The organism is Catellatospora sp. NPDC049111, from assembly GCF_040648615.1.
GTDB lineage: Bacteria > Actinomycetota > Actinomycetes > Mycobacteriales > Micromonosporaceae > Catellatospora > Catellatospora aurea.
The window spans coordinates 343178-356181 of the sequence record NZ_JBEZEB010000006.1; the positions used below are offsets into that span (position 1 = coordinate 343178).

Genomic DNA, 13004 nt, shown 5'->3' on the forward strand with positions numbered 1-13004 from the left:
TGTCGTTGTATGGTGCGGTTTTGGTGCGCTGGAGGCCAGAGTCAGCGGGCCATCCAGCCTCCGTCGACGACCAGGACATGGCCGTTGACGTAGTCGGCCGCGGCGGAACTCAGGAAGACGGCGGCTCCGGCGATGTCGGAGGCGTCTCCCCAGCGGCCCGCCGGGATGCGCTCGAGGATGGCCCGGGAGCGGTCCGGGTCAGCCCGCAGCGCGGTCGTGTTGTCGGTGTTCATGTAGCCCGGCGCGATGGCGTTGACCTGGACGCCGAGCGGAGCCCACTCGTTGGCCAGGGCCTTGGTGACGCCGGCGACGCCGTGCTTGCTGGCGGCGTACGCCGCCACGCGCAGCCCGCCCTGGAAGGACAGCAGGCTGGCCACGTTGACGATCTTGCCGTGCCCGCGTTCGGTCATCGGGCCCCCGAACTGCTGGCAGAGCAGGAACAGGGCGTTGAGGTTCACGTCCACCACGCGGTTCCACGACTGGCGGCTCACGTCCACCGAGTCCGCCCGGTCGATGATCCCGGCGTTGTTGACCAGGATGTCGACCTGGCGGTCGCTGTTCACCTGCGCGGCGACCCGCTCGACGGCGTCGTGGTCGCTGACGTCGAGGTCGACGGTCTCCACCTTGGCGCCGAAGACGGACAGCCGGTCCCGGGTGGCCGACTGGCTGCCCGGCCTGCCCAGCAGGACCAGGTCGGCGCCCGCCTGGGCGAGCCCGACGGCGATGGCCTGTCCCAGGCCGCGGCCCGCGCCGGTCACCACGGCGCAGCGGCCGGTCAGGTCGAACGGCGAACGGAGTTGCCCGGCGGGCTGGGCGGTCACAGGTCCTCCAGCGCTACCGGCTGCAGGTCGGTGTAGTCGTTGTTCTCGCCGCCCATGGCCCAGATGAAGGCGTAGGAGCCGGTGCCGACACCCGAGTGGATCGACCACGGCGGGGAGATGACGGCCTCGCGGTCGCGCACGACCAGGTGGCGTGCCGCGCCGGGCTGGCCCATCAGGTGGAAGATCCGGTCCTTCTCGTCGAGGTCGACGTACATGTAGACCTCGGTGCGCCGGTCGTGCAGGTGCGGCGGGAAGGTGTTCCAGACCGAGCCGTCGGCGATGACGGTCACGCCGAACTGGAGCACCGAGGTCTGCAGCTCCTGGCCCCAGGCGTAGCGGTAGAGGCTGCGCTCGCTCGCGCCCTGCGGCGTGCCGAGCTTGACCGGCTCGATCGCCGCGTGGCTCAGCAGGGCGGTGGGGTAGGTCGCGTGCGCCGGGGCGGAGACGAAGTAGAACGCGGCGTCCTCGCCGGCGAACACGACCTCGTTGCCCCGGCCGACGAACAGCCCGTCCAGGTGGCGCAGCTCGAACTTCTCGTCGTTGACGAGCACGTGCCCGGCCTGGCCGACGTTGACGATGCCCAGCTCGCGGCGGGCCAGGTGCGTGGTCGCGCCGAGCACGTCCCAGGCCGGCAGCGCAAGCTGTCCGGCGCCGGGCACCGCTCCGCCGACGACCAGCCGGTCGTCGTGGGTGTAGACCCCGCGCACCTCGCCGGTGCGGAACAGGCTCTCGACGAGAAAGTTCTTTCGCAGGTCCGCATTCGTTGCCGTCTCCACGCTGAACGGCGATGCAGAGTGCCTTACCTCGATCAAAACTTCTCCTCGTTTGTGAACCCGGTTCCGCTATGTGAACTGAGCGCGACGATACCTGTGGTTCCGATCACGGGTCAAGGGGCCGAAGTCAGTCCCTCTATGTGAACTGTGGTTTAGTGTGGTACGCGTAGTGCCTGCACCACGGTTGATTGATGAGGAGGCGTCGGTGGACGCGGACAGAACGGCCAACAGCAGCTCCGCCAACTCGCAGGTGAAGTCCGCCGCGCGTGTCCTCGACGTCCTGGACGACATAGCCGCCAACGGCCCCGGCACCCAGTTGCAGCTGGCCACGCGCCTCGGCATCCCGAAGAGCAGCCTGCACGCGCTGCTGCGCACCATGTGCGCCCGCGGCTGGCTCGACACCGACCAGACCGGCAGCATCTACCGGCTCGGCGTGCACACGCTGACGGTCAGCTCCGCCTACATCGACGGCGACCCGGTGCTGTCGCGCGCCAGCGCCGTCATGGACGAGATCGCGGCGGCCACCGAGGAGACGGTGCACCTGGGCCGCCTGGAAGGCGCGGAGATCATCTACACCGCCAAGCGCGAGTCCAAGTACCCGCTGCGGATGTACTCGGCCGTCGGCCGGCGCCTTCCCGTCTACAGCACGGCCCTGGGCCGGGCGATGCTCGCCGAGATGCCCGAGGACGTCCGCGCCACCCTCGTGCCCCACCAGATCAAGGCCATCACCGCCCAGACGATCACGGACCGCGACGCCCTGCTGGCGATCATCGACAAGGCCGCCCAGGTCGGCTACGCCGAGGAGAGCGAGGAGTCCTGCCTGGGCGTGCGCTGCTTCGGCGTCGCGCTGCCGTTCTCCCGCCGCTCGGTCGACGCGCTGAGCGTCGCCGTCCCGATCAGCCGCCTCAAGCAGGGCCGGGAGGACCTCATCATCGAGACCCTGCTGAGCGTGAAGGCGCGACTGTCCGCGATGCGCGACAACCGGCTGGCGCGCTGACCCGCCACGTGCCGGCCGCCGAGGCCGCGGCTCGAACGGAGAAAAGGGGCCGACCACAGGTCGGCCCCTTTTCCACACCCGCATGGACCCTCGACCAGCCAGGCTGAGCCGGTGCGGCCCATCGACTTGCGCGCCCGAACAGCGACCTCAGTCCTTGGCGAGCGCGGCCACCACCCCGGCACGGCTGGCGTCCTCACTGGCCAGCACGCCTCCGTTGGCCACGACATCCGCGGTGATCTCGGTGAACACCATCCGAACGTCCTGCTCACGGGCTCCGAGGATCTCGACGGCACTGTCGGTCACGGCCCGGGCGAAGGCCCTGCGCTGCTCCAAGGACCGGCCCGCGAGCAGTTCGACGGTGATGTTGGGCATGGTGCCCCTCCTTTGCCGGCTGTCCATCATACGGACTTCAGTTCACTGACGTGAACGAACGCTACCGGGCTGCCCTGGACAGCGCAACGGAGCCCTCCGCGCGAAGTTCACATACTTGACATCGGTTCGGCCTGTTGGTCGAATCATGCGACCCCACTCGGCGGACCGCGCACGGATCGACACCGGCGAGCCGACTCGTCCCACCGGCGCGAGGATGCGACATGCGGCGCAATGACATCGGATCCGACCGGCCCCGGGCCGACCGGCACGACCGCCGTCCGGCTCGGACACGGGCACGGCACCTCGTGCAGACCGGTGCTGTCGCGCTGATCGTCGGCGCGTTCGGTTTCGCGTCCCCGGCGAGCGCGCACGTCACCGTCACCCCGTCCACGACCGCGGCCGGCGCTCACGCCGTGCTGCAGTTCAGCGTCGGGCACGGCTGCGGAGACTCACCCACCACCAAGATCACAATCCAGATTCCGGCGGAGATCACCTCGGTGACCCCCACCCGGACGGCACTGTGGACGGTCGCCAAGCAGACCGAAACGGTCGACCCGCCCGCCGTCGACGCCCACGGCAACAAGATCACGCAACGGGTCGCCTCGGTCACCTTCAGCACCCAGTCCCCGCTCCCTGACGGCTACCGCGAGGTCTTCGAGCTCACGGTCCAACTCCCCGAAGCCAACGGAACCAAGCTCGTCTTCCCGACCATCCAGACCTGCGAGCAGGGCGAATCAGCCTGGATCGAGGTCGCACAGGACGGGCGGAACGCCGAGGAACTCCAGCTGCCCGCCCCGAGCTTCATCACCTCCGAGCCCGCTGCGGGCACGGGCCACCACCTGAGCACCGACCCGCACGCCACCCACGCCTCCGCCACGGCGCCCGCGCCGGGAACCGACCGCGTGCTGACGATCGCCGCCCTGGCGGCCGGCCTCCTCGGCTCGGTCCTCGGCGGCCTGGCGCTCGTCCGACCGCGCCGCCAGGCATGATCGACCGGCGGACGCGACGCGGCCGGGCGACGGCGCTGCTGATCCTGGTCTTCGTACCCGCGATCCTGCTCGGACTCCCCCGGCCGGCGTACGCGCACGCGAATCTCACCAGCACCGACCCGGCCGAGGGCGCGGTGCTGCAGACCTCGCCCGACCGGATCCTGTTCACGTTCGACGAGGCCGTACGCGGCGTCCCGGGCGGTGTCCAGGTCTTCGGCCCGCAGGGCGAGCCGGTGGCCGCGACGCCGACCGTCGAGGGCAGCGAGCTCGCAGTCGCGCTGGCGGCACCCCTGGGCAACGGCACAACGGTGATCACCTGGCGGGTCGTCTCCGACGACGGGCATCCCATCAGCGGCGCGCTCACCTTCTCCGTCGGCGCGCCCAGCCCCGTCACCACTCCCCCGCCCAGCGACCAGAACAGCATCCCGGAGGTCCCCTGGACGCTGACCCTGGTCCGCGTCGTGGGCTACGCCGGCCTGCTGCTCGCCACCGGGCTCGTCGTGTTCGCCGCCCTGTTCCTGCCCGCCGACGGCGTCGATCGCCCACGACGCCGCCTGGCCGCCCTCGCGCGCACGGCAGCGGCCGTCGCCGCCACGGCCTGGCTCGCCACGTTGCCGATCACCGCGGTCTACCTGCTCGGCGGAGGGCCGGCGCTGCTCGGCGAGGCAGCGACGTGGTCCTCCCTGCCGCCGACGGAGTACGCGGTCGCCGCGACCGTCGTCGGTGGACTGGCACTGGCCGCGGCCCTGCTCGGTCCCGCGTCGGCATCGCGACGGCGACGGCTCACCGCGGCGGCGGCCGCAGCGCTCGCGGTCACCGCCCCCGCGCTGGTCGGACACACCCGCGCGGCGAGCCCCGAACTTCTCGTCATCGGCGCGGACGCGCTGCACCTGCTCGCGGGCGGCATCTGGCTCGGCGGACTCGCCGGCCTGGCCCTGACCCTGCCGGCCCTGTCCGGTCACGGCACCGCCGCGGCCGAGACGCTCGCCCGGTTCTCCACCGCCGCCGCCGGCGTCCTGGCGGCCCTGGTCGCCACCGGCTCGCTGCTCGCCTGGCGGATCCTCGGGTCCTGGACCGGTCTGGTCGACACCGGCTACGGCCGGCTGGTGCTGGCGAAGATCGCCATCGTGCTGGCGGCTGTCGCCATCGCGGCGTGGAACAGGTGGAAGCTGCTGCCACGCCTGCAGCGGGCAGCGAACAGGACCGGCCGGCAGGAACACTCCCGGCCGGTGGTGCGCGCCACCGCGATCGAGGGCGCGATCCTCGCCGTCGCCCTGATCGTCACCGGCTTCCTCGTGGACACCAGCCCCGAGCGCGACACCCGGCCGGCGAGCGCGTCGCAGGCCAATCCGGACAGCCATACGACGACCCTGGGCGACATCACGGTGCGGGCCTCGCTCACCCCGCTGACCCGCGGTTCCAACACCATCACCCTGCGGCTGAGCACGGCGGCCGGTGAACCCACCGAGGGTGTCGCACCGCCGGTGGTCCGGCTGACCTCGGACGGGGCGGCACTCGGCGACATCCCGCTGACCCAGGTGTCGGCGGGCTTCTACACGGCGCAGGTCATGCTCCCGGTGGCCGGGACGTGGCGGATGCAGGTGTCGCTGCGGGTCAGCCAGTTCGCCAACCCGGTGGGTGAGCTGGAGTTCGTCGTCCGAGGATGACCCCGGCCCACCGGGACGGCGATCGGGTATGGACGCCGGCCGATCGCCGTCGCTACTGTCGTCGCGGATGATCGTGCGGCGACGATCGGTGACCTGTCCTGCCTTCGCCAAGGAGCGTCCGATGTCACGTAAGACCGGTAAGCCGTCCTACACCAGGCCCGCTGGGTCGCCGCCGGCCCGCACGGCCGCACAGGCGCTGCGGATCCTGGCCGGGTTGGCCGTAGCGGTGCTGGTCGGGGTATTGATCGGGACGCAGACCGCCGCGCCAGGGGCCGCGGACAGCGCGGTGCAGCAACTGCGGGAGCAGGAGGCCAGCCGGGACAAGACGCAGATCGGCGAGCTGACCACCCGCGCGCGGGCCACCGCCGGGGTGATCACGCCGATCGTCGAAGGGCTCGCCGATCCCGGCAAGGTCGACGGCAAGCAGCTCGCGCAGTGGAAGCAGGCGATGGGGCCGGAGCTCGCCTGGTATGCCACGACCGTGTCGGGTACGACGGCCACCAACGTCGCCCGGGGTTCGCTGCGCAACGCGGTCGAGCAGCTGGCCGCCGCGGTGGACACGCTGGCCGCGGCGCAGTCCCTGCCCGAGTCGTCGCGCGCGCCGGTGGTGGCGGCGGCGGGGCGGCAGCGTGAGCTGGCGGTGGCGGCCTGGTCGGTGGCGGCGACGCAGCTCGACCAGATCAACGTCGATGCGGGAAACGGCCACCAGCACGTCTACCTGAACACCACCGGCGTCGACGGGCTGATGGCCGGCGACGGGCTGCCGGAGGGCACCGGCAAGTGAAACGTGGTACTGCCGGTTGGACGTGGAGGACCTGAGCGGGCCTCCACGTCCAACCGGCTAGGCGGTCAGCTGTAGACCTCGAACTCGAACAGCGAGTAGCCCCACGCGGTGCCGCGGGCCGTGCCGTTGATCCGCACGTACCGGCCGGTGGCCCCGAGCGCCGTGTTGTCGTCGACGCCGCCGTTGCCGCCGGTCACCGAGCGCACCGTGGTCCAGGTCGTGCCGTTGGCCGAGGTCTGGATCTGGTACGCCGAACCGTACGCCGCCTCCCAGGTCAGCTTCACCCGGCTGATCGCGTACGACTGACCCAGGTCCACCTGGATCCACTGCGGATCGGCGAACGCGCTGCCCCACCGGGTGGTCAGCGAACCGTCCACCGCCGCCGTGGCCACGAACGCGCCTTCCACGCTGGATGCGGTGGCGGGCTTGTTCAGGGCGAGGTTGGTCGTCGTCGGCGGCGGGCCGCTGTCGCCGTAGACCTCGAACTCGAACAGCGAGTAGCCCCACGCGGTGCCCCGGGCCGTGCCGTTGATCCGCACGTACCGGCCGGTGGCGGTGAGCCCGGTGTTGTCGTCGACGCCACCGTCACCGCCGGTGACCGAACGCGCCGTCGTCCAGGTCGTGCCGTCGGTCGAGGTCTGGATCTGGTACGCCGAACCGTACGCCGCCTCCCAGGTCAGCTTCACCCGGCTGATCGCGTACGACTGACCCAGGTCCACCTGGATCCACTGCGGATCGGCGAACGCGCTGCCCCAGCGGGTGGTCAGCGAACCGTCCACCGCCGCCGCCGCCGTGTAGGCGCCCTCGACACTCGACGCCGTCGCCGGACGGTTCAACGCCAGGTTCGTGCCGGTCGGCGGCTGGGTGCCGCCGGCGGTGAACGTGAAGTCGTCGATGTCGAACAGCGAGCCGGTGGCCGCGCCGGTGAACACCAGGTACAGCTGCTGGGTTCCGCTCGGCACGGTCACCGTGCCGGTGACGTCGACCCAGGTCTCCCAGCTGCCGGTCGGGGCGACCGCCACCGTGGACACGACCGTGCCGGTCGGCGAGCCGGCCCGCACGGTCAGCGTGCCGCCGACCCCGGCCGAGGCGACCCGCGCCTTGAACCCGGTGACGCCGGTCAGGTTGTACGGCGTGAACGAGATCCAGTCGCCGTTCTCGATGTAGCCGACGGCGTTGCCGCCGTGGGCGCTCGCCTTGGCGGCGATCGTGACACCGTTCATGGTGCTGTAGTGCTCGGCCTGCCGGGTCCTGGGCTGCAGCTGGTGCTGGGCCTGGACGGCGACGCCGGTCGGCGGGGTGTAGACCGCGGCGAGCACCCCGAAGATGTTCGCGGCCGCGTCGTGCTCACCGTCGACCGTGGTCTGGATCGAGCCGGTGCAGCCGGTCTTGCTGGTGATGGGGTGTCCGTGGCTGTCGTGGCCGAGGACGTAGTTGAGCACGACCCGGTTGCAGTCGACGGTGCCGACGTTCGGGTCGGTGACCCGGATCTCGTAGGGCACCAGGTCGCCGAACTGGAACACCGTGCCGTTGCCGGGCACGATGATCTGGATTCCGGGCCGGCCGACGCCGACGACTATGCTCGCCGTCGAGATCCTGCCGCCGGTGTCGCGCACCGTCAGCGTCGCGGTGTACTCGCCGTTGGCCGCGTAGGTGAACGTCGGGTTGGCCGCGGTCGAGTCGGTGCTGCCGTTGCTGGTGAAGTCCCAGGCGTAGGTGATGGCGTCGCCGTCCGGGTCGTTGCTGCCCGCCGAGCTGAACTGCACGGTGAGCGGCGCGGCCCCGGTGGACGGGTTCGCCGACGCCTGGGCGATCGGCGCCCGGTTGCCGCCGCTGTTGTACTCGATGCGGTAGACGGCCGAGTTGGCGTCGCCGCCGAACCAGGTCGTGCCGTAGTCGAGCACGTACAGGGCGCCGTCCGGCCCGAACTCCATGTCCATGATCGCGGTGCCGGACCACGGCACGGAGTCGATCGCGCCGGCCGTGCCGTTGGCGTTGATCGTCGCCGCCTTGATCCAGCGGCTGGTGAACTCGCCGAGCATGACCTTGCCGTTGTACGAGGCCGGCCACTTCACGTCCGAGACCAGCGCCGGGTTGAACTGGTAGACCGGACCGCCCATCGGGCCGCCGCCGCCCAGCTCGGGCCGCCAGGGACCCGCCCCGCCGTACGGCAGCCACGCCGCCTGCGACGGGGGCAGGGTGGTGATGCCCGTGTTGTTGCGCGAGTTGTTCGTCGGACCGCCGGCGCAGTTGAACAGGCCGGTCGACGGGCCACTGGGGAACGTGTACTCGTGGTACGGGGTGTTGTAGTTCGAGCAGTACGGCCAGCCGAAGTTGCCGGGCTGGGTGATCCGCTCGAACGACACGGTGCCCGCCGGGCCGCGGTTCGGGTCGGCGCCGCCGTCGGGGCCGTAGTCACCGAGGTAGACGACCCCGGTGGCCTTGTCCACGCTCATCCGGAACGGGTTGCGGAAGCCCATGGCGTACACCTCGGGCCTGGTATTGGGCGTGCCCGGCGCGAACATGTTGCCGGCCGGGATGGTGTAGCCGCCGGTCGCTCCCGGCTTGATCCGCAGCACCTTGCCGCGCAGGTCGTTGCTGTTGCTCGCGGTGCGCTGCGCGTCGAAGGCCGGGTTGCGGTCGGCGCGCTCGTCGATCGGCGCGGAGCCGCCCGAGTCGAACGGGTTGGTGTCGTCGCCGGTGGACAGGTACAGGTTGCCGGCCGCGTCGAAGTCGATGTCGCCGCCGACGTGGCAGCACTGCCCGCGGCTGGTCGGCACATCGAGGATCGTGACCTGCGACGCCGGGTCGATCGTGTTGTCGTCGCGGACGGTGAACCGGGCCAGCTTGTTGGAGCCGTTGAACGGGGCGAACTGCGCCGCCGTGCCGGTCGCCGGGGCGTCGCCGCCGGGGGTGCTCAGCGGCGGCGCGTAGTAGAGGTACACCCACCGGTTGGCGGCGAAGTTCGGGTCGGCCTTGATGCTCTGCAGGCCCTCCTCGTCGTGGGTGTACACCTGCAGGGTCATCGCGACCTTGGTGTTGCCGTTGACGTCGGTGTACCGGACGACGCCGTCGCGGGAGGTGTGCAGCACACCCCGGTTCGGCAGCACCGTCAGGCCCATCGGCTCGCCGGTCTCGGCGACGCCCTTGGCCAGCGTCACCTGGCTGAACGTGCCGACGGGCGGGGTCCCGACCGTGCAGCTGCCGGTGCCCTGGGCCGCGTACCGGATGCCGCCGAGCAGGTGGGTGCGGAAGTTGGCCTCGTTGAAGCTCTCCTGGGTGTGGCCGAGGCCGGTGTACCAGGAGCGGCCGCCGTCGTAGGCGCGGCACCACGAGATCGGGTGGTCGGCGCCCATGCTGCCACCGGTGTAGGTGGACTCGTCCAGGTTGGCCAGCACGTGCACCGACGCGCGCGGGTTGGTGCGGTAGTTGTAGAGCTCGTCGGTGCGGTTCCAGTTCGCCGGCAGGCCGGCGGTGGACGGGTGGGCCGTGTCCTCGACGCGCACCGTGACCGGCTGGATCGCCGGGTGGCTGGCGAAGTACGCGCCGACCAGGCTGCCGTACCAGGCCCAGTCGTACTCGGTGTCGGACGCGGCGTGCACGCCGACGTACCCGCCGCCCGCGCGCACGTAGCGCTCGAACGCGGCCTGCTGGGTGGCGTCGAGCACGTCGCCGGTGGTGGACAGCCAGATCACGGCTTTGAACCGGGCCAGGTTGGTGTCGTTGATCTGGGTGGCGTCCTCGGTCGCCTCGACGGCGAAGTTGTTGGCGGTGCCGAGCTGCTGGATCGCGGTGATGCCCACCGGGATCGAGTCGTGCCGGAACCCTGCCGTCTTACTGAAGATCAGCACTGAGAAGTCGGGAGCGGCCTGCGCAGGGGGGACGTTGAAGCCGACCCCGGCCAGCACGACGGCGGCACAGAGCAGCACTCTGCGAAGGAACATGATCGGTATGCACCTCTCCGGTAGAGAGAACAATGAAGACGTGCGCCGATCACGTCTGTCGGTGGGCTGTCAGCCGCACCGTGACACGGTGGGCCTCAGTGGAGCGTGCGAGCATTCACCTCCTTCTACCCCGGCCGCACGGGAGAGCGCTCTCCGGCCGAGGTGGAGACAGTTAAGCAGACTCCCCCGCCGTTGTGAAGGCTCTTCCCGTGCCGACCGTCCACCGTGGAGTTCCGGCCGAGGCAGGGCCTCGGGGACCACCTCGGCTCCACGGCCCGCCGCAGAGGCCGAAGTGGTCCGCACCGGTACAGGTCAGTGCGCCGGGGCCAGGTGTCTCACCACGTCCACGACGGCGGTCACCGGTCCGAACGCGGTCATGCCGTTCACGACGAACTCCCTTGGTGCGCTGGTGGCGCGGTTCGGGACTGCGTCCCAGGTGACGGTGACGGGCGCGATCGAGCCGTCAGCCGTCGTCAGCACCTTGACCGCCGCCGGCAGACGAGGTGCGCGCCGGACCGGCGTCGCGACGTAGACCGTGTCCTGGAGCACATGCTCGGCGTCGCTCTCGCGGTAGACGTCGACCGACGGGAAGACCTTCAGGACCGGCCAGCTGGAGTTGCCCCAGTCGACCATCTCCTGCCAGTTGACCGGCTCCCAGACGAGCACTCCGACGCCGCGGTTGTCCGGCAGGTCGTTGGCGATCTGGAAGACCCGCTGGTACGCGTCGGCCTGGCCCTGCGCGGTCTTCGGGTACGGCGAGTTCGGCACCGGCACCCCGTCCCAGTCGTTGGCCGGGTGCGAGGTCTCGGCGATCTCCAACTGGTAACCCGGGTGTGCCGCGGCGACCGCGTGCAGGTTGGCCTCGTAGTTCTCCGCCGTGCCGTGCCACTGCGGGTAGTAGGAGTGCGCGATCACGTCGATGTCCTGGCCCTTGGCCTTCAGCCGGGTGAGGAACTGGTTCCAGAACTCCAGCGTCCGGTCGAGCCTGCCGTTGTCGATGATCACGTGGGTCTCGAGGTTGATGTGAAGGCCGTTGGCGGCGGAGACGTCACGGACGGCCTTGATGCCTGCGGCCTGCAGCGTCGTGAACCGGTCCCACGCCGCGTCGTACGCGGCCCGCTCAGCCGGATCCGACGAGCCGAAGTAGTTCCACAGCAGGCCGCCGCCCGGCTGGGCGACGAACGCGGGATCGTTGTTGAAATAGCAGCTGTAGCACCAGTCGGCCGGATCGCCGAACCACGGCTGAGGCTTCTCGCTGCCCCACAGGAAACCGTTGATGAGCTCGTTGCCGACGGCGACCTTGTCGGGCGTGGCACCCTGGTCGACCAGCGTCTGGAGGTAGTCGTGCGTGTAGTCGTAGACCTCGGCGGTGAGGTCCGCGAAGGACAGGCCGGTCCATGCGGTCGGTTTGGCCTGCTTGCTCGGGTCGGCCCAGTGGTCGGAGTAGTGCAGGTCGATGCCGAGCCCCATGCCCTTGTCCTTGACCGACGTCGCGACCGCCGCGGTTCGCTCGGGGCCCTGGTAGGCGGGGTCGAGGTATTCGTGGGTGCGCTCGTCGCGCGGGTCGTTGAAGACCCGCAGGCGGACGTACTCCATGCCGGCGTTCTTGGCGAAGGACAGCAGATCGACGGCCTGGGCGGAATCGCCGGCGTGGTAGGTCAGGCCGTCCCTGGCCGTGTTCTGGTCGGCGTAGGACAGGTCGGCGCCGAGGACCAGGTCGTCGCGCAGGTAGTTGAAGGCCGAGAGCTCGCTGACGCCGATCTTCGCGCCCGGCGAGGCGCGGGTGATGGTGACGCGCAGGTAGGCGGTGCCGGGGCGGGTGAGCAGGTCCACCGCGCCACGGCCCGGCACCCAGGCGCGGGTGCGGTCGACGACCCTCGTCCACCTGATCCCGTCGGAGGACGCGTCGACGACGTACTGGTAAACGGCGCCCTTGTCCGGGAAGACGACCTCGACCTTGCGCACGTTGTCGTAGGCGCCGCCGAGGTCGAGGGTCAGCCACTCCCCGGCCCGCTGTCGCTTGGCCACCCATGCGGTGGCGAGGTCCCCGTCGATCGCGCGGGAAGCCGTGGCCGATCCGCTGCCGGCCGCAGCTGACACCCAGGGCTTGGCGGCGAGGTCGCTCTCGACCGGTGTGGTGGCGACGGCCGCTGCCGCCGCCGTCGCCGGCACCGCGGTGCCTACGACGGAACCGGCGAGCGTGACGGCCGTGGCCACGACGATCGCCAAAGGAGCACGGACGGTGCGCTTACCGCGCATATGAATCCTCCTGGTCAACCTGCTCGAAACACGGGCGACAAGACTTCTGTGCACGCTCCCAGTTCAAAGTAGCGGCGACTTTGGGACTGTCAAGGGGCAACCGTGCCGTCGCCGCATCGTCCACTTTGTCGATAAGTGCAGGTGAGGAGTGGTTGTGGCAGAGCAGGATGCGGTCAGACCTCTCGCCGGGTGATACGCGTGCGTCTCCGAAATTCCTGTGCACGTTCACAGTCTTGACGAGCCATTGGCTGCCGACATCGGGGGCCGGACATGCCGGTGGTGCCGCCGCCGGGTGGGGGGGGGGCCCCCCCGGCGGGGGGGGGGGTGGGGCGGGGAGGGGGCCCCGGGGCCCCCCCCCCCCATTTTGGCGGGGCGGGGGTGGAGTACCCCCACGGCCG

General features: G+C 70.7%; 9 protein-coding genes. 4 read left to right on the forward strand and 5 right to left on the reverse strand.

The window, feature by feature from the left end:
• Positions 1-41 precede the first annotated feature (41 nt).
• Positions 42-821: a 2-dehydro-3-deoxy-D-gluconate 5-dehydrogenase KduD gene (gene kduD, locus AB0B66_RS12140; protein ID WP_360527095.1), complete on the reverse strand. Its 780-nt coding sequence runs from the start codon at positions 819-821 to the stop codon at positions 42-44.
• On the reverse strand, positions 818-1597 hold the full coding sequence (gene kduI, locus AB0B66_RS12145; RefSeq protein ID WP_360527098.1) for a 5-dehydro-4-deoxy-D-glucuronate isomerase: 780 nt from the start codon (positions 1595-1597) through the stop codon (positions 818-820). Before kduI ends, kduD begins: the two co-directional genes overlap by 4 nt.
• A 202-nt stretch (positions 1598-1799) precedes the next feature.
• Between kduI and AB0B66_RS12150 the strand changes: the two genes are divergently transcribed.
• Positions 1800-2591, forward strand: coding sequence for an IclR family transcriptional regulator (locus AB0B66_RS12150; protein WP_360527101.1), 792 nt, complete (start codon positions 1800-1802; stop codon positions 2589-2591).
• 147 nt (positions 2592-2738) lie between these two features.
• On the opposite strand, the gene AB0B66_RS12155 is transcribed toward AB0B66_RS12150, so the two are convergent.
• Entirely contained in the window at positions 2739-2963 is a 225-nt protein-coding gene (locus tag AB0B66_RS12155) for a tautomerase family protein (protein ID WP_360527108.1), read from the reverse strand.
• Between the two features lie 221 nt (positions 2964-3184).
• On the opposite strand from AB0B66_RS12155, the gene AB0B66_RS12160 reads away from it, so the two are divergent.
• The 3 genes from AB0B66_RS12160 to AB0B66_RS12170 all read left to right on the forward strand — a co-directional run bounded on the left by AB0B66_RS12160 (position 3185) and on the right by AB0B66_RS12170 (position 6403).
• The gene (locus tag AB0B66_RS12160) at positions 3185-3952 is read left to right on the forward strand and encodes a YcnI family protein (RefSeq protein ID WP_360527111.1); all 768 of its coding nucleotides are present in this window, start codon (positions 3185-3187) and stop codon (positions 3950-3952) included.
• Positions 3949-5619 carry a copper resistance protein CopC gene (locus tag AB0B66_RS12165; RefSeq protein WP_360527114.1) on the forward strand — a complete coding sequence of 557 codons (1671 nt, stop codon included), beginning with the start codon at positions 3949-3951 and terminating at the stop codon, positions 5617-5619. Before AB0B66_RS12160 ends, AB0B66_RS12165 begins: the two co-directional genes overlap by 4 nt.
• Before the next feature lie 121 nt (positions 5620-5740).
• Positions 5741-6403: a hypothetical protein gene (locus AB0B66_RS12170; protein ID WP_360527117.1), complete on the forward strand. Its 663-nt coding sequence runs from the start codon at positions 5741-5743 to the stop codon at positions 6401-6403.
• 65 nt (positions 6404-6468) lie between these two features.
• Here AB0B66_RS12170 and AB0B66_RS12175 read toward each other — a convergent pair whose 3' ends face one another.
• Both AB0B66_RS12175 and AB0B66_RS12180 read right to left on the reverse strand, forming a co-directional pair.
• Complete coding sequence (locus AB0B66_RS12175; RefSeq protein WP_360527120.1) at positions 6469-10347, reverse strand: ThuA domain-containing protein; 3879 nt, start codon at positions 10345-10347, stop codon at positions 6469-6471.
• A 312-nt stretch (positions 10348-10659) separates the two neighbouring features.
• Positions 10660-12606 carry a glycosyl hydrolase 53 family protein gene (locus AB0B66_RS12180; protein ID WP_360527123.1) on the reverse strand — a complete coding sequence of 649 codons (1947 nt, stop codon included), beginning with the start codon at positions 12604-12606 and terminating at the stop codon, positions 10660-10662.
• Between the last annotated feature and the right edge of the window lie 398 nt (positions 12607-13004).

What these genes read in the sequence shown, in the direction of transcription:
- AB0B66_RS12155 (WP_360527108.1), bottom strand. Translation starts at nt 2,963, where the DNA reads ATGCCCAACATCACCGTCGAACTGCTCGCGGGCCGGTCCTTGGAGCAG.
- AB0B66_RS12175 (WP_360527120.1), bottom strand. Translation starts at nt 10,347, where the DNA reads ATGTTCCTTCGCAGAGTGCTGCTCTGTGCCGCCGTCGTGCTGGCCGGG.
- AB0B66_RS12170 (WP_360527117.1), top strand. Translation starts at nt 5,741, where the DNA reads ATGTCACGTAAGACCGGTAAGCCGTCCTACACCAGGCCCGCTGGGTCG.
- AB0B66_RS12160 (WP_360527111.1), top strand. Translation starts at nt 3,185, where the DNA reads ATGCGGCGCAATGACATCGGATCCGACCGGCCCCGGGCCGACCGGCAC.
- AB0B66_RS12180 (WP_360527123.1), bottom strand. Translation starts at nt 12,606, where the DNA reads ATGCGCGGTAAGCGCACCGTCCGTGCTCCTTTGGCGATCGTCGTGGCC.
- AB0B66_RS12165 (WP_360527114.1), top strand. Translation starts at nt 3,949, where the DNA reads ATGATCGACCGGCGGACGCGACGCGGCCGGGCGACGGCGCTGCTGATC.